This is a genomic window from Pseudomonas sp. MF7453 (genome assembly GCF_016405455.1).
Taxonomy (GTDB): domain Bacteria; phylum Pseudomonadota; class Gammaproteobacteria; order Pseudomonadales; family Pseudomonadaceae; genus Aquipseudomonas; species Aquipseudomonas paralactis.
In genome coordinates this window covers 1-22,438 of sequence record NZ_JAEKCN010000022.1, presented here as the reverse complement: position 1 = coordinate 22,438, position 22,438 = coordinate 1, and the positions used below count along the sequence as shown (strand labels likewise).

General features: G+C 60.7%; 24 protein-coding genes and 1 pseudogene. 12 read left to right on the top strand and 13 right to left on the bottom strand.

Features of this window, described 5'->3' with window-relative positions:
- Nucleotides 1-28 precede the first annotated feature (28 nt).
- The 4 genes from JFT63_RS25975 to JFT63_RS25960 all read left to right on the top strand — a co-directional run bounded on the left by JFT63_RS25975 (nucleotide 29) and on the right by JFT63_RS25960 (nucleotide 3,829).
- Complete coding sequence (locus JFT63_RS25975) at nucleotides 29-394, top strand: type II toxin-antitoxin system RelE/ParE family toxin (RefSeq protein WP_057704509.1); 366 nt, start codon at nucleotides 29-31, stop codon at nucleotides 392-394.
- On the top strand, nucleotides 387-692 hold the full coding sequence (locus JFT63_RS25970; RefSeq protein WP_057704510.1) for an XRE family transcriptional regulator: 306 nt from the start codon (nucleotides 387-389) through the stop codon (nucleotides 690-692). Before JFT63_RS25975 ends, JFT63_RS25970 begins: the two co-directional genes overlap by 8 nt.
- Nucleotides 693-911: 219 nt before the next feature.
- On the top strand, nucleotides 912-2,465 hold the full coding sequence (locus tag JFT63_RS25965; protein WP_198845048.1) for a DUF726 domain-containing protein: 1,554 nt from the start codon (nucleotides 912-914) through the stop codon (nucleotides 2,463-2,465).
- 41 nt (nucleotides 2,466-2,506) lie between these two features.
- Nucleotides 2,507-3,829, top strand: a complete 1,323-nt coding sequence (locus JFT63_RS25960; protein ID WP_057704512.1) for an Nramp family divalent metal transporter — start codon at nucleotides 2,507-2,509, stop codon at nucleotides 3,827-3,829.
- Nucleotides 3,830-3,851: 22 nt separating this feature from the next.
- Here the strand turns inward: JFT63_RS25960 and JFT63_RS25955 are convergent, their stop codons facing one another.
- The 3 genes and pseudogenes from JFT63_RS25955 to JFT63_RS25945 all read right to left on the bottom strand — a co-directional run bounded on the left by JFT63_RS25955 (nucleotide 3,852) and on the right by JFT63_RS25945 (nucleotide 5,658).
- Complete coding sequence (locus JFT63_RS25955; protein ID WP_057704513.1) at nucleotides 3,852-4,229, bottom strand: type II toxin-antitoxin system VapC family toxin; 378 nt, start codon at nucleotides 4,227-4,229, stop codon at nucleotides 3,852-3,854.
- Complete coding sequence (locus JFT63_RS25950) at nucleotides 4,226-4,585, bottom strand: type II toxin-antitoxin system Phd/YefM family antitoxin (protein WP_198845047.1); 360 nt, start codon at nucleotides 4,583-4,585, stop codon at nucleotides 4,226-4,228. The genes JFT63_RS25955 and JFT63_RS25950 overlap by 4 nt, the downstream gene beginning before the upstream one ends.
- Nucleotides 4,586-4,725: 140 nt before the next feature.
- Nucleotides 4,726-5,658 (bottom strand): annotated as a pseudogene (locus JFT63_RS25945) (LysR family transcriptional regulator).
- 117 nt (nucleotides 5,659-5,775) lie between these two features.
- Between JFT63_RS25945 and JFT63_RS25940 the strand changes: the two are divergent.
- From JFT63_RS25940 to JFT63_RS25930, 3 genes are all read left to right on the top strand, one after another.
- Nucleotides 5,776-6,264 (top strand): DMT family transporter, encoded by a 489-nt coding sequence (locus tag JFT63_RS25940; RefSeq protein WP_057704515.1) that lies wholly within the window; start codon nucleotides 5,776-5,778, stop codon nucleotides 6,262-6,264.
- 4 nt (nucleotides 6,265-6,268) lie between these two features.
- Nucleotides 6,269-6,724, top strand: coding sequence for a DMT family transporter (locus JFT63_RS25935; RefSeq protein ID WP_057704516.1), 456 nt, complete (start codon nucleotides 6,269-6,271; stop codon nucleotides 6,722-6,724).
- 89 nt (nucleotides 6,725-6,813) lie between these two features.
- Nucleotides 6,814-6,984 carry a putative metallothionein gene (locus tag JFT63_RS25930; RefSeq protein WP_019816816.1) on the top strand — a complete coding sequence of 57 codons (171 nt, stop codon included), beginning with the start codon at nucleotides 6,814-6,816 and terminating at the stop codon, nucleotides 6,982-6,984.
- 136 nt (nucleotides 6,985-7,120) lie between these two features.
- Here JFT63_RS25930 and JFT63_RS25925 read toward each other — a convergent pair whose 3' ends face one another.
- Both JFT63_RS25925 and JFT63_RS25920 read right to left on the bottom strand, forming a co-directional pair.
- Nucleotides 7,121-8,152, bottom strand: coding sequence for a purine-nucleoside phosphorylase (locus tag JFT63_RS25925; RefSeq protein WP_198845046.1), 1,032 nt, complete (start codon nucleotides 8,150-8,152; stop codon nucleotides 7,121-7,123).
- Nucleotides 8,153-8,166: 14 nt separating this feature from the next.
- Nucleotides 8,167-9,117: a nucleoside-specific channel-forming protein Tsx gene (locus JFT63_RS25920; RefSeq protein WP_198706497.1), complete on the bottom strand. Its 951-nt coding sequence runs from the start codon at nucleotides 9,115-9,117 to the stop codon at nucleotides 8,167-8,169.
- Nucleotides 9,118-9,655: 538 nt separating this feature from the next.
- Between JFT63_RS25920 and JFT63_RS25915 the strand changes: the two genes are divergently transcribed.
- Complete coding sequence (locus JFT63_RS25915) at nucleotides 9,656-10,363, top strand: isochorismatase family protein (protein ID WP_198845045.1); 708 nt, start codon at nucleotides 9,656-9,658, stop codon at nucleotides 10,361-10,363.
- On the opposite strand, the gene JFT63_RS25910 is transcribed toward JFT63_RS25915, so the two are convergent.
- The 7 genes from JFT63_RS25910 to JFT63_RS25880 are packed head-to-tail and all read right to left on the bottom strand — an operon-like array spanning nucleotide 10,308 to nucleotide 16,746.
- The gene (locus tag JFT63_RS25910; RefSeq protein WP_198845044.1) at nucleotides 10,308-11,339 is read right to left on the bottom strand and encodes an ABC transporter substrate-binding protein; all 1,032 of its coding nucleotides are present in this window, start codon (nucleotides 11,337-11,339) and stop codon (nucleotides 10,308-10,310) included. The genes JFT63_RS25915 and JFT63_RS25910 overlap by 56 nt on opposite strands.
- Before the next feature lie 13 nt (nucleotides 11,340-11,352).
- Nucleotides 11,353-12,450 (bottom strand): NAD(P)/FAD-dependent oxidoreductase, encoded by a 1,098-nt coding sequence (locus JFT63_RS25905; RefSeq protein ID WP_198845043.1) that lies wholly within the window; start codon nucleotides 12,448-12,450, stop codon nucleotides 11,353-11,355.
- Complete coding sequence (locus JFT63_RS25900; protein ID WP_198845042.1) at nucleotides 12,447-13,790, bottom strand: FAD/NAD(P)-dependent oxidoreductase; 1,344 nt, start codon at nucleotides 13,788-13,790, stop codon at nucleotides 12,447-12,449. Before JFT63_RS25900 ends, JFT63_RS25905 begins: the two co-directional genes overlap by 4 nt.
- Nucleotides 13,787-14,077 (bottom strand): (2Fe-2S)-binding protein, encoded by a 291-nt coding sequence (locus JFT63_RS25895; protein WP_005787618.1) that lies wholly within the window; start codon nucleotides 14,075-14,077, stop codon nucleotides 13,787-13,789. The genes JFT63_RS25900 and JFT63_RS25895 overlap by 4 nt, the downstream gene beginning before the upstream one ends.
- Nucleotides 14,077-14,871 (bottom strand): ABC transporter permease, encoded by a 795-nt coding sequence (locus tag JFT63_RS25890; protein ID WP_057702722.1) that lies wholly within the window; start codon nucleotides 14,869-14,871, stop codon nucleotides 14,077-14,079. The genes JFT63_RS25895 and JFT63_RS25890 overlap by 1 nt, the downstream gene beginning before the upstream one ends.
- A 4-nt stretch (nucleotides 14,872-14,875) precedes the next feature.
- Nucleotides 14,876-15,721, bottom strand: coding sequence for an ABC transporter permease (locus tag JFT63_RS25885; RefSeq protein ID WP_057702723.1), 846 nt, complete (start codon nucleotides 15,719-15,721; stop codon nucleotides 14,876-14,878).
- On the bottom strand, nucleotides 15,718-16,746 hold the full coding sequence (locus JFT63_RS25880; RefSeq protein WP_186560214.1) for an ABC transporter ATP-binding protein: 1,029 nt from the start codon (nucleotides 16,744-16,746) through the stop codon (nucleotides 15,718-15,720). Before JFT63_RS25880 ends, JFT63_RS25885 begins: the two co-directional genes overlap by 4 nt.
- Nucleotides 16,747-16,988: 242 nt before the next feature.
- On the opposite strand from JFT63_RS25880, the gene JFT63_RS25875 reads away from it, so the two are divergent.
- Both JFT63_RS25875 and JFT63_RS25870 read left to right on the top strand, forming a co-directional pair.
- On the top strand, nucleotides 16,989-17,819 hold the full coding sequence (locus tag JFT63_RS25875; protein WP_198845041.1) for an IclR family transcriptional regulator: 831 nt from the start codon (nucleotides 16,989-16,991) through the stop codon (nucleotides 17,817-17,819).
- Between the two features lie 85 nt (nucleotides 17,820-17,904).
- A complete protein-coding gene (locus JFT63_RS25870; RefSeq protein WP_198845040.1) occupies nucleotides 17,905-19,260 on the top strand; it encodes an MATE family efflux transporter in 1,356 nt (451 codons plus the stop codon).
- Here the strand turns inward: JFT63_RS25870 and JFT63_RS25865 are convergent.
- Nucleotides 19,244-19,831, bottom strand: coding sequence for a TetR/AcrR family transcriptional regulator (locus JFT63_RS25865; RefSeq protein WP_057702727.1), 588 nt, complete (start codon nucleotides 19,829-19,831; stop codon nucleotides 19,244-19,246). The genes JFT63_RS25870 and JFT63_RS25865 overlap by 17 nt on opposite strands.
- Nucleotides 19,832-19,963: 132 nt before the next feature.
- On the opposite strand from JFT63_RS25865, the gene JFT63_RS25860 reads away from it, so the two are divergent.
- Both JFT63_RS25860 and JFT63_RS25855 read left to right on the top strand, forming a co-directional pair.
- The gene (locus JFT63_RS25860; RefSeq protein ID WP_198845039.1) at nucleotides 19,964-21,136 is read left to right on the top strand and encodes an MFS transporter; all 1,173 of its coding nucleotides are present in this window, start codon (nucleotides 19,964-19,966) and stop codon (nucleotides 21,134-21,136) included.
- Between the two features lie 330 nt (nucleotides 21,137-21,466).
- On the top strand, nucleotides 21,467-22,438 hold a 972-nt coding region (locus tag JFT63_RS25855; RefSeq protein WP_233102412.1), incomplete at its 3' end, for a condensation domain-containing protein.

Below are 22,438 nucleotides of genomic sequence, written 5' to 3'. Positions count from 1 at the left end.
GTTTATATTCCTCGGGTGGCATATTTGCATGGTCTGGGACATTGAATACACGGATGAATTCGGAGACTGGTGGGGTGGCTTGGATGCAAAGGAGCAGTCGTCGGTAGCTGCCAGTGTTGATTTGCTGGAGCTGTTCGGGCCGGGGCTGCGCTTTCCTCATAGCAGCGATATCAAGGGCGCTCGACACGGCAACCTGCGAGAGCTGCGGGTACAGCATGCAGGACGACCTTATAGAGTGTTGTATGCCTTCGATTTTCGGCGCTGTGCAGTGTTGCTGATAGGTGGCGATAAAACCGCACAGCACCGTTGGTACCACGAGTACGTACCCTTGGCAGAGAAGCTGTACGACGTACATTTAGAAACATTGCGTAAAGAGGGCCGTGACCATGGCTAAGAAATTCGCGGAACTGAAAGCTCACATGACGCCCGAGTCGCGCGCCGATGCCGAACGGATATTCGAGCAACATTTGAAAGAAATGCCACTGCATGAGCTGCGCAAGGCCCAGCAGTTGAGTCAGGCAAGCCTGGCGAAGGCATTGAATATCAACCAGGCAGCGGTTTCGAAGATGGAGCGTCGTACTGATATGTACATCAGTACGTTGCGTGACTACATACGTGCGATGGGGGGCGAGTTGGAAATCATCGCAACCTTTCCGGATGGACAGGTCAAGATTGACAACTTTGCCTGTTGAAGCCGCTGTGTTCTTCGCCAGAGTGGAACTGCTGCGCAGTCCAGCGGGAGCAAGCTCACTCGTCACACAGGCTGAGTGTTGGCTCTGGCTGAACTGTGGCGTGCTCGACTCGGGTTATTCCCGTTGTCCTGAACGTGGCTAACGCCCGTCAGGATTCACCTTCCTTGCGGGCACTGTTTGTTACTATCGCCATCCCTTGCCACCAGGAGTCACCGGCCCATGCAACACCAGTGGGATGAAATGCACCGCACCCGCAAGCCCACCTTCGTTCTATGTGGCGAGCCCCAGGGGGATGTGCTCAATCTCTATGTTCACGGTTATTCGGCCTTTTTCAACCGCCAGCAACTGGGCAATTTCAAGGCACAATTGGCGGGTATCGAAGGCTCGACCAACCTGATGCTGTTCTGGCCGGCGGGGCACTTTCTGGAAAACCTGTTTGCGCCGTTCAAGGATGTGATCGCTTCGATGCTCGGCGGTGGTGGCCTGGGCGCAGCGACGGTGGGCGTGGGCAGGGCGATTGCCTACTTTCTTGACCATTACAAAAGTGTGGAGGCGCGGGTTGATGAAGTGGCCAGGACCTTGTTGCCGGAACTGGCCGGCTACCTGCACGACGAGTCGTTGCCTGTGCGGCGCATCAACCTGATTGGTCATTCCCTGGGGGCGCGTATCCTGGTCAAGAGCCTGTTGGCCAGCCCCGATACCGCCCGCGAACTGCCATTGAACAACCTGTTGCTGATGGGCGGCGCGATCTGTACGTCAAGCCCCTGGGATGAAGTGTCGGCGCCGCTCAAGGGCCGGTTGATCAACTGCCACTCCAGCAAGGACTGGCCACTGGCCCTGAAGCCGGATAGCGAGCGCTGTATCGGCCGTTATGCGATTGACGTCACGCCAGCACTCAAGACCAAGGTCACCAACGTGCATCTGGCCAGCTTCGATCATGCCGCTTATTGGCCGCAATTGAAGACGGTGGTGCAGTACACCGACTTGCTGCAGGAGCGCCGGGGCCTGATCCGCGCCGACCTGCGCAGCAGCGAAGTGCGGTTTGCCGAAGAAGATGCCGAACTGTTCCCGGTGCTGGTGCAGGCACGGCCCCAAGAGCTGAAGTTTCTCGCCGAGTTGATGGCGCAAAAGCGCAGTGCCTCGATTGACGCCAGTGTGCGCGAACCGCTGAAGCTGGCTATTGAATTGCAGCGCATGGGCGGTGACAGCTTCATGAACCTGGCCCGTGGTCACGGCGTGGGCTATCGCCAGATTGCCGAGGAGGTGGCGCAACGCCTGGGCATCAAGTTCGATGAACCGCTTGAAAGCGTGGCGCTGGCTGATATCGAAGCGCAGGTCGCAGAAAAGCTGATCGAGCAGTACAAGGACAAACTCAGCCGCGCCGACCGTCAGGCGTTCGACGCCGAACTCAAGGCCGCTGCGCAAAAAGAGCAGGGGTTGTTCACCCGCTTCGACGTGGGCCGTTCGGCCACCACAGCTTTAAGCGGTACCGCACTGGCCGGGCTGACCGGATTTATCCTGCGCCGCGGTGCGGCCACGGCGATTCCGGTGGTGGGCCAGGCGCTGGCGGCGGCGATGCTGCTGGTCAGCGGTGTGCGAGCGTTTTCCGGCCCGGCGTATTCGATCACCACCTTGGCGGTATTGGTGGTCGGCGTGATTCGCCAGCGCATGGAGCGCGAGGCACTGAACCAGGAGTTGGACCTGGTGGTGCAAGTGGTGGAAGCCTTTGATTTGCCGCGGGACACGGTGATGCGCACGGTCGCGTCCGGCTGATAAGCTGCTGCCCAAGCCTTGTGTATTGTTTGGAATGACGCGTGAAATTCAACCTGCCGAAAATCGCTACCGCCCCGTTCTGCCCGCCGGAAGTGGCCGGCTCTGTCGCCGTTGACCCCAAGGCGTCGTTTTTCAAACGAATGTTGATGTTCGCCGGCCCCGGTTTGTTGATCTCCATCGGCTACATGGACCCCGGCAATTGGGCGACCGCCATTGAAGCCGGTTCCCGCTACGGCTACAGCCTGCTGTTTGTGGTGCTGCTGGCCAGCCTTGCAGGGATGGCGGTGCAGTGCCTGTGCTCACGGCTGGGCATCGCCACCGGTAAGGACCTGGCGCAACTGTGCCGCGAGCGCTACAGCAAGCGCTCCTCACGTACCCAATGGCTGCTGGCGGAAATCTCCATCATCGCCACCGATCTTGCCGAAGTGCTCGGTTGCGCCCTGGCGTTTCACCTGCTGCTTGGCGTTTCGCTGACCACCGGCATCGTCATCACCGCCTTCGACACGCTGTTGATCCTTGCCCTGCAAAACCGTGGCTTCCGCCGCCTTGAAGCGATCATGCTGGCGCTGGTGGCGACCATCGGCGTGTGCTTCTTTATCGAACTGGTGCTGATCAAACCCTACTGGCCCGACGTGCTCAGCGGTTTCACTCCTTCACTGTCGGCGATCAGCGACGCGGCGCCTTTGTACCTGGCTATCGGCATCCTTGGCGCCACGGTCATGCCCCATAACCTCTACCTGCACAGTTCCATCGTGCAGACGCGCCTGATCGGCAAGGACCTGGCGAGCAAGCAGGATGCGGTCAAGCTGGCGCGCATCGACACCATCGGTTCCCTGGCCCTGGCGTTGTTGGTCAACGCAGCGATCCTGGTGCTGGCCGCTGCGGCGTTCTACAAGACGGGCCATACCGATGTGGTGGAAATCCAGGACGCCTACCACCTGCTCGACCCACTGGTAGGCGGCGCCTTCGCCAGCATCCTGTTCGGTATCGCCTTGCTGGCGTCGGGGCAGAGCTCGACTTTTACCGGCACCATTGCCGGCCAGGTGATCATGGAGGGCTACCTGAACCTGCGCATACCCTGCTGGCAACGACGCCTGATCACCCGCGGGCTGGCGTTGATCCCGGCGTTCCTTGGGGTATGGTTGATGGGCGACGATGCCATCGGCAAGCTGCTGATTCTCAGCCAGGTGGTACTGAGCCTGCAGTTGCCCTTTGCGCTGTACCCACTGATCCGCATGACCGGTGACAAGCAGTTGATGGGGCCGTTCGTCAATCGACTGCCCACGCGGCTATTGGCGTGGTTCCTGTTCGCGGTGATCAGTGGGGCGAATGCGTGGTTGATTGGGCAGTGGTTGTTTGATTGATGGAAGGCCGCTGGAACACGACCTACACCAACATAGCCAATGATGTGTATTGGGCAACCTGCGGATCAGCCGTCAATAACTTCATCGGCTCACTCAACGCTGTTGCAATGATCAGCCGATCAAAAGGATCCTTGTGATAATGCTCAAGATCCTTGACCGCAATGGCGTGTTCAAGGGTGATGGGTAATTCGACGAAACCGCTTTTGGAGCAATATTCACGGATTTCATCCAGGTCTACATCGAGCTTACCCAGCCCAACCTTGATTGCCATTTCCCAGAATGTTGCTGCGCTGACATAAATGTCTGCGGCATTTTCAATCAGCTTGTGAGCTTTGCCGGATAGCCTGGGGTCATCGTTGAGCGCCCACAGCAGAATATGGGTATCCAGCAACAGTCTCACGCGTGGTTGCCCTCGAATGCATCCAGTAGATCGCTAGGGAGTGGCGCGTCGAAATCTTCAGGGATGACCAGCTTTCCCTTCATTGCGCCAATCCGCTGTCGGTTGGTCTTACCGACGGGCACCAGCTGTGCCATTGCGCGCCCATGCTTGGCAATGGTGATGATTTTACCGGCGGCGGCATCGTCGACCAGCTTGGACAGGTTGTTTTTTGCCTCACCGAGAGGAACGGTAATCATGTGGTCTTCCCCGTATTTTGGCCAAATATAGCCAAAACTACGTGAGCTATCAAAGACGGCTCGACCACTGGCCAAAGCTGCTCGTTCCGCGCGTGATGGTTTGTAATACACGACATCCATGGCATATCTCCAAGAAAGAACAAACCAAAGTCTGCCCCAGCGCTCGGTATCCAGAAATACTGGCTCGTAAAATCAGAACCGGCCTACTTTTCTTCCGAGGAATTTTCCCTCGGTGACATCATCAGGAAGGGCGGCTTCACTTACCGATCCCAATACGGCACCGCCCCAAAGCACTCCACGAAATAGTCGATCACCGTACGCACTTTCAGCGACAACCTTCGGCTGCCCGGCCACAGCGCGGCAATCTGCTGGGGCTCCAGGGTGGTCGCGACATCATATTCAGTCAGCACAGCCTGCAAACTGCCGGCGCGCAAGCTTTCGCCAATCAGCCAGGAGGGAAATACCACCAGGCCCAGGCCCTGTTCGGCGGCGTGGGTCAAGGTGTCGGCGTGGTTGCCGGTGATCGGGCCCTTGACGCTGTAGGCGGACCAGTCACTTTGGCCGCGCCTGAAGAACCAGCGTTGCTGGCCGGTGATGCCTTTGTAGGCCAGGCATTGGTGGTTGACCAGTTCGTCGGGGTGGTGCGGTGTGCCATGTTGCGCCAGGTAGGCGGGGCTGGCGGCAATGCGAAAGCGCTGGGGCGCGAAGATGCGTGCCTGCATCCCCGAATCATTGAGCACGCCGATGCGAAACAGCAGGTCGGTGCCGTCTTGCAGTGGGTCGACGAAGGTGTCGGTTTGCTGGATATCCAGTTGCAGCTTCGGGTAGCGCCGGCATAGCGCTCCCAGCCACGGTGAAAGGTGGCGCTGGCCGAATACCATGGGCGCGTTGATACGCACCAGCCCGCTGGGCTCACTGTCCTGTTCCTGCAAGGCTTGGTTCGCGGTTTCCAACTGCTCCAGGACCAGTCGGGCATGACGCCCGAGCAGGCGCCCGGCTTCGGTAGGGCTGACGGCGCGAGTGTGGCGGTACAGCAACTGCTGGCCGAGGGCCTGTTCCATCAGTTAAATTTGCCGCGAAATGGAGGAGGGTGCGAGGCTCTCGCGGCGGGCCACTTCGGAAAAACTGCCGTGGTCCAGCACGGCGACGAACAGGCGCAGCGCCTTGAAACTCAGCTCATTCAAACCCTGCATCATCTCTCCTGGCTGTGCGTATTGCGCAAAGGTGTTGTTTGTATGCTCCCATTTATCGCACAGGACGGCCACCGGATAATGCGCGCCATGTTTTCCTTGTTGATGCGCAGGTGATCTATGCAGGCACGTTCTATTGAAGGTGTGGCGCAGGCCAGACCTAACAAAAATTTTCTGCGGTTGCTGTTGTTGCCGTTGGTGATCCTGGCGGGCATGGGCCTGTCGGTGGAAGCTGGCCTGCTCGGGCCATTGGGCGCGCAGGTCGGGCATTTGTGGGCGACGTTGAGCATCTTCGGCGTCGGCACCGCGATTCTCCTTCTACTGCTGCTGTTCAGCGGACCGCAGAAGGGCCCGGCATTCACCGAACTGCCGCGCTGGCAGTTGATTGGCGGGTTCCTGGGGCCGATGTACGTGGTGGTGTTGACGCTGGCCACGCCCCACATCGGTATCGCGATGACCATGATTGCGATCCTGTCGGGACAGGTGGGCAAGAGTGTGTTGATCGACCACTTCGGCTGGTTCGGCGCGGCGCGCAAGCGGGTCAATGGCGAGCGCTGGATTGCATTGGCGTTGATTGTGGCGGCGCTGGTTCTGATTGCACGAGGGTAAGACGATGAATCTGATGATGTTACTGGTGGTGGTGATTGCAGCCGGGGCGGTGTTGAGTGTGCAGGCCGCCATCAACGGGCGCCTGGGCCAGACGGTCGGCGTATTGCGCAGCAGTCTGCTGACCTTTGCCGTCGGCGCGCTGATCACGGCGCTGTTGATATTCTTCTTCGAACCGGCCCAGGCCGTCAGCCTGCTGGACGTGCCGAAATGGCAGTTGACCGGCGCCCTGTTCGGTGTGGTGTACATGCTGGTGATGGTCGGCGCAGTGCCCGTCGTGGGCACGGCGGTCGCCACGGTGGCGGTGATTGTCGGGCAATTGGGCATGGGCATGCTGATCGACAACTTTGGCTGGCTGGGCAACCCTGCGATCGAATTGTCGGGCAGCCGCATCGTGGCGATGCTGTGCCTGGCTCTGGCGCTGGTGTTCATGTACCGCAGCAATACCCGGGCGGCCGACTGATGGCTTTGAACCTTGGTGTTGCGCGTGCAGTCACTGCTTAAGGTGCGGCATTCGCCGCACCGAGACGACCATAAAGAAGGAGTCTGACCATGCCGGATCAAACCTGTGCTTGCCCCCACTGCAAATGCGTACTGGGTGCCGATGCGATCATGAAAGACGGTAAGGGCTATTGCTGCCAGGGCTGTGCCGAGCACCATGCCCATGGTGAGCCTTGCGCCGCCGCAACGGGCTGTGAGTGCGCCAAGTCGGCTCACGGTTGACATCAGCGCGAAATGGCCTCGACTAATGGGTAGGAGCGAGCTTGCTCGCGGAAAACGCCAACGATATCGCGTGTTTCCTGAATAAACGCGGTGCCTTTGGGTTTTTCGCGAGCAAGCTCGCTCCTACAGCTGATCTTTATTCGACCTCGGGTACGCCGTTTTCCCATTCCGACCAATGTTTCACAATCGCCTGCACTAACGGGTTGCCCGTGCGGTACAGGTTCTCCAGGGCCGGTGCAAAGCCACCCTGGTCCGCATACTTGAGCAGGTTGTCGACCTCGCTGTAACCTGGGTAAGGCCGGTCAAAGTCGGAGCCTGCGCGCACCACGGCCAGGCGCTGGATGTCCACCAGACCCTCGCGACTGGCGCGTAGCAGGGCTTCATAAGTGGAGTTGTCCTCCTGCTGGGTGGTGCAGTATTCGCCTTTATTGTCGGTGAGCAACTTGGTCCAGACTTCGGCGCGTTCGCTCAGGCGGGTGCCGGAGAACCAGGTGTTGCCCGCCAGCGTGTCGCAACGCGTAACTTGCGGCGGCTGGTTGGCCGGGGCTTGGGGGTAGTGCTTGCGCCAGGCGGCGGACTCTTTGCTTTCGGTCAGCTCTACCTTGTGCGACAAGGCAAACGCCTTGGCTTGCAGCTTGGGGTTGAGCTCGAACACTTCGGTCTTGTAGTCCAGCGGTGGCTTTTCGTTGGGCCCCTGGGTGTTGATGCCGATATAACCGGTCGGCCAGTCTTTGGGCGCATCCCGTGAATCGAGCTCCCACTGGGTGCCGAACTCCACCAGATAATGGGCCCAGGCAGCGGTGCCGATGGTGCCGTGCTTGGGGCTGATGCCGGCGATACCGGCGATCAGGAAGTAGCTCTGGCGCAGGTCGAATTTGGGCGACAAGGCCAGGGCCAGGGTCGACGCAGCGGCGTTGGTCTGGCCCATGCCGGTTACCAGCAGGCATACGTCCTGGGTGTTGCAGCGAATCACCGGGTAGTCGGCAGACAGCCCCGGCACGCGTACTTCCTGCTTGAGTTCCAGGCGGTCGATCCAGGTTTGCGCCTCGGGGGCGAACATGGTGATCAACACTACCTTGGGTTTGATCGGTGCCGGGTTATCCGCCAGCACCATGTGGGGCAGCAGGGCGAGGCCGACGGCCAGCGAGATACGAGTCAGTGCCTTCATGTACAGCTCCTTGATCAGAATTGGTAACCCACACCGGCGTAGTAACCCCAGCCATCGGAGCGGGCGCGGAAGTTGCCTTCGCCGAAATTCAACTCGCTGCCGTCTTCCCAGTTGCCACCGTTGTGAAAGTAACGACCCACCAGGGTAAAACGCAGGTGGGTGAACGAGTACAGCAACACGTTGGTCGCCACCAGGGAGTTGGCGGTGCGCGCCGGGTTGTCCTTGTGCAGATCCGAGCCGAAATCGTAGTTGGTAAAGCCGATATAGGTCAGCGAAGCACCGTTGTCGAACTTGCCGATCGGCACGATGTACTTCATCTGCGCGCGGTAGCCATCCCAGGAATATTCATTGCTGGCGCCGTAGTTTTCCCACTGGTAGCGGCCATAGAAGTTGGCCGACAGATTAACCCGCGAGTGGGTGTCAATATCGGTGCCCAGGCCGCTGTACAAGGTGTTGGCGCGGTTTTCTTTATGACTGCCGTGATCGTAAATCCAGTCGAAGGCCACATACCACTCCTTGAACGGGCCGATTGCCAGGCTGCGTCCTGCGAGGTAGTCGATGGAAATCCGCGGTTCGTGCTCCATGAACACTGGCGAGCCATGGTCCCACACACCTTTGTCATTACTGTTACCGATGGTGAGGATCTTCGGCACGTCGATGTAGCCATACAGCTCAAAGGGCCCCTTGCGGCCGAAGTATTCGTATTCCAGGTAGACATCGTCCTGAGGCTTGGGGCCGAAGCTGATGTCTTTGCTGCCGATCAGCGTCAGGTCCTGGTTGAACCATTCCGACAGGTAAACGCCTTTTTTCGCTGGCGGGCTGGCCTCAGGGCTAAGGGTTTCGCCCTGGGCTGAGTCATCGGCAGGGTTTTGCTGCGCCAAAATGGGGCCACTGAGTACTCCCGTAACGGCGGCCAGTAGCAAGGAAACACCAAGGCAAGCACGAGGCTTAGAGGTGAGATGCATTGAAAGTCCTTATTCGTACGCGGTTTATGCCCGATTCGTCGGGTAGGGCTGAACTTGGCGGTCAAGTTCGTTCCGCAAACGTTTGCACAGGTTGTACCAACTTGTGTCAATGGCTTGAACTGTTTGGAAAAAATGCGAATTAGCGGACGCTTTGGTCAGAAATCGGCGGACGACCTTGGCGACAGGGGTTGAATACGTGCATCGCAGTCTGCCGCAGACCTACAACGTGGATGGCGGCAACTGGATGAACTGAAGCCATGCGCCGTTCAAAATGGTGGAGGCGGGTTGCCTGATGCCAGTCAGTTAAGACAACCAATAACTGTGGCGAGGGGAGCTTGCTTGCGCTGGGCTGCGGAGCGGCGCCAAATCTTGGGAGCGCTTCGCACTCCAACGGGAGCAAGCTCCCTCGCCACAGGTCCGGCGTTACAGCAAGATTGCGTCTATACCTGTGCCCCGATAAGGGTGTTGCCAGCCACGTGGCAAGTGACTGACACTTCGTCATCGGGGGCCTGCCCCTACCGCCATTGATGTGAACGTCATGACCCTTTCGAAAACCGCCATCGCTTCATTCGACGTCGACGCGCAGAAAAGCTTCACGCCTTTGTGCCCCAATGAATTGCCGGTGGTCGGAGGCGACCGCATTGGCGCCGAACTCAACTACATGGCCAGTCTCGCCGGTCATCGCATCGGCAGCAAGGACGCCCACACCCCGCACGCCCCCTGGGTGGTTGCGCAGCACAGCGAGATGTTGCAACCCACCGGCCTTGCCCACGCCGATGTCACTTGGGTCAGCCACTGCGTACCGGGTACCGAAGGCTTTGCATTGCTCGACGAACTGCCAATGCCTTATGACTATGACTACTTCGTCTGGAAGGGCGTCGAACCCGACCTGCACCCATATGGCGCCTGCTACCACGACCTGCATGACAAACTGTCCACCGGCGTCATCGAGTACCTCAAGGCCCGAGAGGTGGTGCGCGTGATCGTCGGCGGCCTGGCCCTGGACTATTGCGTCAAGATTACCGCGTTGCAGTTGCTCAAGGCCGGCCTGCAAGTGGTCCTGCACCTGCCGGCTTGTCGCAGCATCAGCGAGGAGGGGGGTGTACAGGCGGTCAATGAGTTGCTCAAGGCGGGTGCTGTTATCAGCAGCACCCGCGAAGAACTGGCCGCGATTGCGCAGGGCTCACACCTCAACGCTCAATCGAGCGACTCCACCGCGCATTCCACTCCGGTCGGGCCTGGTTAACCTGGTCCCAATCAATCGAAATTGCCGTCTGCAAATAGCCTTGCATGGCCTCCACTCGCGTACGGGTTTTTTCGGTGGTGGGGGTGGTTGGGTTCGACGGGATCTGGTCACCTTCTTCCAATGCCGGTGCCTGGGCTTGGGCGGTCAGCAGGAACGCCGCGAGCTTCTGCGCCAGTTCCGGCTGGTCATTGCGTGCGATCACGCACTCGGCCACGTTCAGCACCACGGCGCCTTCCTTGGGTTGGGCGTACTCCATCGGTACGCCGAGCAGCTTCTGCGTGGCGACCTGAGTCGGCGTGAGCGGGAAGATCGCGGCTTCGTCGGTTTGCACCATCTCGGAGATCTTCGCTGAGCTGGCGATGTATTCCAGTACGTTGGGGCCGACACTGGTTGGCCAGGCCTTGAAGCCGGGCTCCACGTTGGTTTCGTCGCCACCCTGGATACGGTTGAACATCAGAAACCCGTGCAAGCCGAAAGTGGAGGAGGCCAGGGACTGGAAGACTACCTTGTCCTTGAAGCGCGGGTCGGCCAGGTCCATCCACGAGGTGGGCGCGGCCCAACCTTTGTCCTTGAACATCTTGGCGTTGTAACCCAGGCCGGTGACGCCCAGGGTCACGGCCACGGCTTCGTCCTTGATTCTGGCCTTGGCCGGAATTTGCTCCAGGGTCGGATTTGGCGTGAGCTTGTCGCACAGGCCCATGGAGATGGCGCGGTACATGATGCCGTCGTCGAGGAACATCACGTGCATCTGCGGGTTGGCCTTGTTGGCCTGGACCTTGGCAAGGATGTCCGAGGAGGTACCGGGTACGATCACCACCTTGACGTTGTTGGCTTTCTCGAAGGCGGGCAGCACCTTGTCGGCGTACACCCGCTCCATGGTTCCGCCGTTCATGCCCAGGTACAGCGTGGGTGCGGCATGGGCGGTGCCGGTGAGCAAGGCGAGGGACAAGCAGGATAAAGCGATACGTGAGTGCATGGATCTTTTCCTCTCAGGCTTGGAAACGACGGATGGAAAACGCATCTATGGGTTGGCGGCTGGCCCCTTCGCAGACGATCTCTGCCAGGGCTTCACCGACCGCGGGCCCGAGCTGGAACCCGGCGCCGGCAAAGCCGAAACCGTGGAGCAGGCCAGGTTGGGTGCTGCTGGGACCAATCACCGGTTCGTGATCGGGCAAGTAACCTTCGGTCCCGCTCCAGGTCCGAATCGCCTGGGCGCCTTTGAGAAAGGGGTAGAGCTCGCCGGCATTGCGCAGAATCTCCAATAGCGCCGCCTGACCTGGCCTGGCTTTTTGCGGACCGAGTGCAAAGCCGCGACCGCCGCCGAGGATGCAGTTGCCCCTGGCGACTTGTCGCGCATAGATTCCCCCACCCTCGACACCGGTACTGACAGTCATCACCACGGGTAGTGGTTCAGTCACCAGCATCGCCGGGTGCGCCGAGGTGATCGGCACCGGTTCGCCAAACTGCGCGGCGAGGCTGCCGGCCCAGGCGCCGGCGCAGTTGAGCAGCCAGGGAGCTTGTAGATGCAGGCCATTGGCGCAGTGCACCTGGAACAGGTGGCTGTTGTGTTCGATGCGGATCACTTCGGCTTGCTCGTATACCTCGGCGCCATGGCGCAGCGCGGCGCGGGCGAAGGCAGGAGCCACCAGACGCGGGTTGGCATGTCCGTCGTCCGGGCACAAGGAAGCGCCCACTGCCACGTCGCCCACCCAGGGGAAGCGCCTGCGCAACGCGGTGCGGTCCAACAGCTGCAAGCCCAGGTCGAAGCCACGGGTTTGCTCGGCATAGGCTTGCAGCGCGGCAAAATCTTCGGGGCTGCGTGCCAGCTTCAAATGCCCGCAGCGTACGTACTCGCCACTGATGCCAATCAAACCTGGCAAGTCGGCCCACAATTGATGGGCGCGCTGCGACAACGGTAACTGATGCAAGGGCCGACCCTGGCGCCGCACGCCGCCATAATTGACGCCACTGGAATGCGAGCCGCAAAAATCCCGTTCCACCAGCGCCACGCGCTGACCCTTCTGAGCAAGCATCAAGGCGGCGGATGCGCCGACGATCCCGCCGCCCAGTACGATGACGTCAATCACGGCTGTTCCTCCACGCCAAAGGGCAGCGGCTTGATGGGCGCCTGGCCTCGCAGGCGTCCGATGTGTGCGATGCCACGCCCGCTGCGCTGGGCAACAATTTCCGCTGCCGCCAACCCGCACATACGCCCCTGGCAGCGGCCCATGCCAACGCGGCAATGGGCTTTAACCCGGTTGATTTCCCAGTGACCCTCGTCCACCACTGCCCGCACTTCACCGACGCTGACCTCTTCGCAGCGGCAAAGAATCAGTTCGTCGGGGGCTTGCACGGCCCACTGTTCAGGGAACGGGAATGCGGTTTCCAGGCCCTGGCGAAAGCGCTGGATATTCGCCAGTTGCTTGACCAACGTATCGCGCCGATGCCGATCGACACTGACACCGGCATCCTCCAGCAGCGCCAACGCTGCACATTCGCCGGCGATCTGCGCCGCATCCGCGCCCATGATCCCGGCGCCATCGCCAGCCAGATATACCGCCTCGACGCTGCTGCGCCCGGTACTGTCGCGTTGTGGCAGCCAGGCGCGGTTGAGGCTGTTCCAGGCAAACTCACAACCGAGCAGGTCCGCCAGTTGCGTTTCGCTGCGCAGGGCATGAGCGAAGGCTACCGCATCGCATTCCAGTGTGTGCTCGCCCCAGCGAATGCCCTGCACCCGTTGCTCTCCCTTGATCTGCGCCAGCGTTGCGTCCTGATGCACGGCTATCCCATGGGCGGTCAGCCACGCGCGGTAATACAAACCCTTGGCCAGGGTCGCCGGTTGCCTGAGCAACGCCGGTAATGCGCGACACTGAGCGCTGAACGGCGCACTGTCGAGCACTGCCATCACCTTGGCGCCGGCCTGGGCGTATTGGTAGGCGACGAGATAAAGCAGTGGCCCGGAACCACAAAACACCACGCGCTCGCCAATTGCGCAGCCCTGGTATTTCAAGGCAATTTGCGCCGCGCCCAGGCTGTAGACACCCGGCAATGTCCACCCCGGCACCGGCAGGATGCGGTCGGTGGCGCCGGTGGCAACGATGATGCGTGAATACTCGACGCTGTCGGTGCGATTGTTGTTGAGCAGGTCCAGGCGTTTGTTTTCGGCGTTCCACACCAGGGTTTGCGCTCGGTAGTCAATTAACGGTGCGAGCTCGTCCAGGGTGCGATGCACGGCCTGCGCCTTGCCTGCCTCGAAGCCGTAAAGCTGTCTGGCCGAGCGCTGGAAATTGGCCGGTTGGCGCCGATAAACCTGCCCTCCACCGCGCGGGCTCTCATCGATCAGACAGGGCGTTATGCCGTGGTCAAGCAGCGTACGTGCGGCAGTAATGCCCGCCGGTCCTGCACCTACGATCACCACAGGCTTCATGGCTGACGTCCAGGATCGCGACTGATCGCGTGGCCTTCTTCGAGCAAGGTCGAGCAGGCGCGTACCCGACGCCCATCTGCAAGCCGCACCCAGCAGTCCTGGCACGCGCCCATCAGGCAAAACCCGGCGCGCCGCTCGGCGCTGAAATCGCTGCCGCGCAAGTGATCCGCGCAGGTCAGCATCGCAGTCAGCAAGGTATCCCCGAGCAAACCGGTGGCGGGCTGGCCGTCGAGGGTGAACGCCAGGGCAGGGCGCTGGGTTTCGGTCAGTCGCTTGAACAACGCCATCAGTGTTTCCCCACCAGGACGCGGTCCAGACCGTAGACCCGATCGAGCAGGATCATGGTGGCTGCGGTGAGTGCGATCACCAGCGCCGATACCGCCGCCATCATCGGGTCGATGGACTCGGTGGCATACACGTACATGCGCACCGGCAGGGTTTGCGTGGCCGGCGAACTGACGAAAATCGACAGGGTCACCTCATCGAAACTGTTGATGAACGCCAGCAACCAGCCACCGGCCACTCCAGGCAGAATCATCGGCAAAGTGATCTGCCGAAACAGCGTGAACCGCCCGGCTCCCAGGGATTGGGCGGCCTGTTCGGCACTGCGATCAATGCCGATGGCTGCGGCCAGCACCAGGCGCAGCACATAGGGAGTGATGATCACCACGTGCGCCAGCATCAACCAGGTAAAGCTGCCATTGACGCCCATCAGCGCAAACAGGCGCAGCATCGCCACCCCCAGCACCAGGTGCGGGATGATGATCGGCGACAGAAACAGTGCACTGAAAAAGTTGCGCCCCGGGAACGTATAGCGACTGATCGCCAAGGCCGCCGGTACCGCAATCAAGGTCGCCAGGGTTGCGGCAGTAAACGCCAGCACCAGGCTGTTATAAAACGCCTGAATAAAGTCGGCGCGTTCGAACACGGCGCGAAACCAGCGCAGGGAAAAGCCCGATGTGGGCAGGCTCAGGGTGTTTTCCGGTGTAAACGCCACCAGGCACACCACCACCAGCGGCGCCATCATGAACAGCACCACCAAAGCATGAAAACCGAGGGCCAAAGGACCGTTTCTGGACATGCGCTTAAACCCCCAGGGATTTTTTGTAGCGGCCTTCGACCATGCGGTTCCAGCTCAGCATGATCAGCAGATTGACCAACAGCAGCACCACCGCAATGGTCGCGCCCATGGGCCAGTTGAGTTCCGAGAGGTATTGGTCATACACCACAGTGGCGACCATTTTCAGACGCCGTCCGCCCAGCAACCCTGGAATCGCGAACGAACTGGCGGCCAGGCCGAACACGATCAAAGTGCCGGAGAGCACGCCGGGCATCACTTGGGGTAACACGATCTTGCGCATCACCGTGGCCTGGCTTGCGCCCAGGGACAACGCCGCTTGTTCCGCCGAGGGGTCGAGTTTTTGCAGTGAGGTCCATACCGGGATAATCATGAACGGCAGCATCACGTGCACCAGCGCGATGATCACGGCGAACGGCGTATACAGCAGCTTCACCGGGCGCCCGCCAAGGGCCTGGATCACTTGGTTGACCAGGCCGTCGGCGCCGAGCAGCAAGCTCCAGCCAAATGCGCGCACCACCACGGAAATCAATAACGGTGTGAGGATCAAAATCAGGAAGATCGACCGCCACGGCGTGCCCATGCGGCTGAGGATGTAGGCCTCCGGTACACCGATCACCACGCACAGCAACGTTACCAGCGCACTGATCCAGAAGGTGCGCCAGAAGATCTCGTAGAAATAGGCATCGCTCAACAATGCCAGGTAGTGGGCCAGAGTCCACTGATCGGCCTTTACGCCCACCTGGTAATCGAAGACGTTAAAGGACAGCACCAGCGTCAAGGCCAGGGGCAGGATCAGCAACCCGGCAAACAGCACCAGCGCCGGCGACGAGAGCAGGTAGCCACGACTCATGGGTGCACCTCATCGGCCGTCAGCACCCGCAGTAAATCGGCCTGCCACTGCAGGCCCACAGCCGCGCCGCTGTCCAGCGGTGCGCTGCCGTCGTTGCTGCGTACCACCGTGATTTCGCCAAGGGCGGTCTGGATGCGGTATAGCCATTGGCTACCGAAAAAATAACGGTCAAGCACTTGCCCTTGCACGCGGCCCGAGCCGGCCTCAACCAGTTGGATTTTTTCCGGGCGCAAGCTCAGCGTCAGTTCGCCAGCGCCGCCCTGGTGACGTACTTGGGGCACGCCGAGCGCATCGTAGTCCCCGGCCAGCAGGTTGGCCTTGCCGACAAAGTCGGAAATGAAGCGCGTGCGTGGGTGTTCATAAAGCTTGTACGGCACGTCAATCTGGGTCACGCGTCCGGCCTGCATCACGACCACGCGGTCGCTGATGGAGAGCGCTTCGGCCTGGTCGTGGGTGACCATCAAGGTGGTGATCCCTACCGCACACTGGATGCGGCGGATTTCGAACTGCATCTCTTCGCGCAGGTTGGCGTCAAGGTTGGATAGCGGCTCATCCAACAGCAGCACCGGTGGCTCAATCACCAAGGCACGGGCCAGGGCCACGCGTTGGCGCTGGCCGCCGGACAATTCCCTGGGATAGCGCTCGGCGTGAGGCGCCAGGCGAACCAGCTCAAGTACGGTTTTGACCAGGCTTGCGATCTCGGCGGCCGGTACCTTGCGCATCTTCAGACCGAAGGCGACGTTGTCGCGCACACTCATATGGGGAAACAGCGCATAGCTTTGGAACACCACGCCCAGGCCACGACTGGCAGGCTTGGCGTGGGTGATGTCGCGCCCATTGAGCAGGATCTGGCCGCTGCTCACATCCACAAAGCCGGCGATCATTTGCAAAGTGGTGGTCTTGCCACAGCCCGAAGGGCCGAGCAGTGAAACGAATTCACCTTTTTGCACCGCGAGGTCGGTGGCGACTACTGCATCAACGGCGCCGTAGCGTTTACTCAAGGCGTTGAGTTGGAGAAATGCCATGTCTGCGTTCCACCTTTTATTGAGCCGCGCAGAAGCGCGCTTATTGTTTTGGGCAGATGCGAAAAGAGTGTTGCCGGTGCGTTGACGCTCGATCTTGAGTCGGCTGCCAGTTGTTGTTCGTTTCGCCCCTGTGGACGCAGATTAGAGCGAAGACTAGGATGGGCGAAAGATGGAATTTCACTCAACGGACTACTATTTTAAGATTTATTCACTGAGCAGAATTAATGTTGAGACTGGCTGATATGGATTCCATTGAGCGGAATGAAAGCGGCAAGGAAGTGGGGGCAGGTGGCGTGTCCCGCGTGTTCGCCTTGCTGCGCGCCCTGGGTGAGGTGCCCGAGGGTGGGGAACGGGTCACCCAGCTCGCGCAACACGTTGGCCTCTCCCAACCCACCACGCACCGCTTGCTACGCAGCCTGATGGATGAAGGGATGGTCGAACAGGATGCGCGCAGTAAACGCTATCGCTTGAGCCTGGAGTTCTTCGCGTTGGCGGCCAATGCCGGCAAGACCGGCAACCTGCGCGATCTGGTGCGCCCCAGCCTGTTGCGCCTGAGTGCATCGTTGGGCGATTCGCTGTTCCTGCTGGCGCGCAGCGGCTTCGACGCCATTTGCCTGGACCGCAGCGAAGGCCCATACCCGATTCGTACCTTCACCGGTGATATCGGTGGGCGCGTGGCCCTGGGCGTCGGGCAGGGCAGCCTGGCAATCCTGGCCTTTCTGCCGCAGGAAGAGCGCGAAACGGTGATTCGCTACAACCTGCCACGGCTCAAGGATTTTCATCTGTATGACGAAGTGCTGCTGCGCTGCGAAGTGGAGAATGTCCGCAATTTAGGCTATGCGGCACGCAACACCGGCGTACTGGAAGGGATGGCGGGGCTGGCGGTGCCGATCCTCAACCGCGACGGGCACGCGGTCGCGGCGTTGAGTGTGGCGACCATCAGTGATCGCCTGGGGCCCAGCCGATTGCCGATGGTGGTGGAGTTGTTGAAGCGTGAGGCGGCGGCAATCGGGCCGCGAATAAATCCCTTTGATCCAACCTTGCGCAGGCCCTCCCAAACATTCGGAGGATAAGCGTTCTTTGAGAAAGCGCAGGGAGGATTGGATCCACATACGGTATAACCCTGCGACGCTTTCGTTATTCGAGGCCCCATTTTTCATGCAAACCCCTTTACAACGCCCGTTGTGGCAGATCTACCTGATCTTTCTGGCGCCGATGGTGCTGTCCAACTTTCTGCAAAGCTTTTCCGGCACGCTCAACGGCATTTATGTCGGGCAAATGCTCGGCACCCAGGCGTTGGCGGCAGTGTCGGGAATGTTCCCCATCGTATTTTTCTTTATCGCCCTGGTGATCGGCCTGGGGGCGGGCGCGTCGGTGTTGATCGGCCAGGCGTGGGGCGCCCGGGAGATCGGGTTGGTCAAGGTGATTACCGGCGCCACCCTGACGCTCGGGGCGCTGGTTGGCCTGATCGCCGCCGTGCTGGGTGGCCTGTTTGCGCGCCCGGCGCTGCAGGCGTTAGGCACCCCGGTGGATGTGCTCGACGATGCGGTGGGGTATGCCCAGATGATGATGTTGATCATGCCGCTGTTGCTGGTGTTCATCCTCTATACCCAGTTGCTGCGTGGGGTGAGTGACACGATTTCGCCGTTGCTGGCGTTAATGGTTTCGACCCTGGTGGGCTTGCTGCTGACGCCAGCGCTGATTCGCGGCTGGATCGGCCTGCCGCCCCTTGGCATCCAGAGTGCGGTTTACGCAGGTTTGGTGGGTAACGCCCTGGCGATGCTGTTCCTGGTCCTGCGCCTGCGACATAAAAACCATGTGATGGCACCGGATCGCGAGCTGCTCGCGGCTTTACGTCTGGACCGCGTCATCCTCGGTAAAGTGCTGCGCATCGGCCTGCCGACCGGCTTGCAGATGGTGGTGTTGTCGTTGTCTGAATTGGTCATCCTGGCCCTGGTCAATAGCCATGGCTCCCAGGCCACGGCGGCTTATGGCGCGGTGACGCAGATCGTCAACTACGTCCAGTTCCCGGCGCTGTCGATTGCCATCACCGCCTCGATCCTCGGTGCCCAGGCGATCGGCGCCGGGCGCCTGGAGCGCATCGGGCCGATCCTGCGCACGGGGTTGGTGATCAACCTGTGCCTGACCGGTGGCCTGATCGTGCTCGGTTATGGGCTGTCGCACTGGTTGCTGGGTCTGTTCATCACCGACGACAGCGCCCGTGTCAGAGCCGAGCACCTGCTGCACATTATGCTCTGGAGCATCCTGGTATTCGGTTTCCAGGCCGTGATCGGCGGCATCATGCGCGCCAGCGGCGTGGTGCTGATGCCGGTGGCGATCTCGATTTTCTGCGTGCTTTGCGTGGAGCTGCCGATGGCCTATCTGTTCAACGCCCACTTCGGGCTGGAAGGGGTATGGATGGCGTTCCCGGTGACCTACCTGGCGATGCTGGTGTTGCAGACCGCGTATTACCGGCTGGTATGGAGGCATAAGCAAATCAAGCGCTTGGTGTGAGGCTGAGCCCGCGCAATAACACTTCCAGGCTCTGCAAACCTTCCTCCAGCCGCACGCTGGGGTGCGCATCCCGGGCGATCCACAGCGCTGTATTGACCAGGCTGCCGTTGATCAACTGCGCCAGCGCCTGGCTGGGCGCCGGTGCGACCCAGCCGGCTTGCATCAGGGCCTCCAACAATTGGCGCAACGACTCAACGCAGTGGTGTTGTGAGCCGGTATCACCCAGCACCGCTGGCGCGTCCTGCAACACAATGCGCTGGATTTCCGGGTCCTGAGCCATGCGCAGATAAGCTCGGCAGCGTTCGCAAAAACCGCTCCAGGGCTCTACGGCCTGCTCGCTGATGCGCTGCAAACGCTCGTCCATCTCGCTGTCGAGTTGGGCAACTACCGCTGCCAGCAAGCCTTTTTTGTCACCGAAGTGATGGTACAACGCACCGCGTGTGAGCCCGGCTTGAGCGGTAAAGTCATCCATCGAGGTGCGGGCATAGCCCAGGGTGGCGAATGCCCGGCGCGCACTCGCGATCAGGCGGGCGCGAGTCTCTTCGATCATTTCGGCACGGGCTCGGCTCATGGAGTTCTCACGGGTTGTTGATTGACATACGCTGCGTATGCGAAGCATGATCTGTCACATACGCACCGTATGTATTCTGCCCGGATCGCTTCAGATAGCAAACCCGTGGCGTTGAGCAAGAGGTTACGCAGGATGGCAAACCCTTACGCCGAATTATTCCAGGTCCCCGGCGCCCGGGCCTTTGTGCTCGCGGGTATGTTGGCGCGGATGCCGATCTCGATGACCGGTATCGGCCTGATCACCATGCTCGCTCAAGTGCATGGCGGTTATGGACTGGCAGGTTCGGTGGCGGCGGTGTTTGCCCTGGCCACTGCGTTTTGTGCGCCGCAAGTGTCGCGTTGGGTGGACCGCTACGGCCAGGGCAAGGTCCTGCCGATAGCCGCGCTGGTCGGCGGCGGGGCGCTATTGATGTTGTTGCTATGTACGCGCTTGCAGGCACCGAGTTGGACGCTGTTCCTGTTCGCGGCGCTGGCCGGCTGCATGCCCAATATGTCCGCCATGGTGCGGGCGCGCTGGACCCAGTTGTACCGCGGCCAGCCCAGGCTGCAAACCGCGTTCGCGCTGGAGTCGGTGCTCGATGAGGTGTGCTTCATTATCGGCCCACCTGTTTCTGTGGGCCTGAGCGTGGGGCTGTTCCCTGAAGCTGGACCTTTGATGGCGGCGCTGTTGCTGGCCGTGGGCGTCACTACCTTTGTGCTGCAGCGGCAAACCGAGCCACCCATTCACGAGCACCACGGCGCTCACGGCCGCTGGTTGATCGCTTCCCCTGCGGTGTTGATCCTGATGACCCTGCTGCTGGCCATGGGCGTGATCGTCGGCGTGGTGGACGTGGTCAGTGTGGCGTTCGCCCAGCATCAGGGCCAGCCGGCGGCGGCGAGTATCGTGCTGTCGGTGTACGCCATCGGCTCGTGCCTGGCCGGGTTGGCCTTCGGTGCCCTCAAGCTCAAGGCGCCGTTGCCGCGTCAGTTCCTGTTCTGCGGCATGGCCACGGCGTTGACGACCTTGCCCTTGTTGCTGGTGAGCAACATCCCCGGCCTGGCCGTCGCCATCTTTATCTCCGGTCTGTTTTTCGCGCCCACCTTGATCGTGTCGATGGCCATGGTCGAGCAGATCGTTGCGCCCAGCCGCCTCACCGAAGGCATGACCTGGCTGATCACCGGGCTGAGCATTGGCGTTGCTATCGGCGCCGCCAGTTCTGGTTGGATGATCGATCATTTCGGCGCTGCCAGTGGGTTCCGGGTGGCGTTGGCGGCGGGGGTGGTGGTGTTGTGCTCGGCTGCATTGGGTTACCGGCGTTTAGGATGAAGGGGCTACGGAGCACTCCCGGTCAAGAAAATCATTTACGGCCGCGCTGTGTTCAACCGAGCCTCTATAGCCTTTGTATTGCAGTTGGCGATTCATTGTGCGGATTTTCCTCACGTAAACGGCTGGATAACTTGGCCTCGGCAAGCCTGAATCTTACGCATCGCTGAAAATATCGGCCGCGCACGCTTTTTTTTGTAGGACGTTTCCCGCCAGCCCGCATTCCCCGCGGATAACGGCCGCCTATCCCCCCGCTAATTTTTCCCTTCCCGGTTCGTTTTATAGGGACGACGTGCCTTTGTGCTTCCCGCCTATTGCCCCGGATTCGAAGAAATGAATGCTGAAGACTCCTTGAAACTTGCTCGCCGGTTTATAGGGCTGCCCCTGGAAAAACGCCAACTGTTCCTGCAAGCCCTGCAGAAAGAGGGCGTGGATTTTTCCAGGTTTCCGATACCGGCAGGGGTGCAGGTTGAGGATCGCCAGGCGCTTTCCTACGCGCAGCAGCGCATGTGGTTTCTCTGGCAATTGGACCCGACCAGCGGCGCCTACAATTTGCCTGGCGCGGTGCGCTTGACCGGCGCGCTGTGCCTGTCTGCGATGGAGCAGGCGTTCGCCAGCCTGGTGGCGCGCCACGAAACCCTGCGCACCGTGTTCCAGCGTCAGGCTGACGAGCGCTTGACGCAGGTGGCGGTAGAACCGGCGGTGAAGGTCGAGCAGCTGGACGTCAGCGCCTTGCCGGCCGCCGAGCGCGAGCAGGCCGTCAGCGATGCCGCTACCCGCCAATCCCTGTTGCCGTTCGACCTGGAGCACGGCCCGCTGCTGCGTGTGCAACTGCTCAAACTCGCCGATCAAGAGCACGTGCTGCTGCTGACCCTGCACCACATCGTCTCCGATGGTTGGTCGATGAATGTGCTGATCGACGAGTTCATCCGTTGCTATGACGCCCATGAACGCAACGAAGAACCGCAATTGCCGGCGCTGCCGATCCAGTACAGCGACTATGCCCTGTGGCAACGCCGCTGGCTGGAAGCGGGGGAGCAGGCGCGCCAGTTGGAATACTGGCAGGCGCGCCTGGGCGATGAACATCCGGTGCTGGAGCTGCCCACCGACCACCCGCGCCCGGCCATGCCCAGCTACCGAGGTACACGGCATAACTTCGCGATTGAGCCGGCATTGGCCGCGCAACTGCGCAGTTGCGCGCAACAACACAACGTCACGCTGTTCATGCTGCTGTTGGGCGCGTTCAATGTTTTGCTGCATCGCTACACCGGCCAGGGTGATATTCGCGTCGGTGTGCCGATTGCC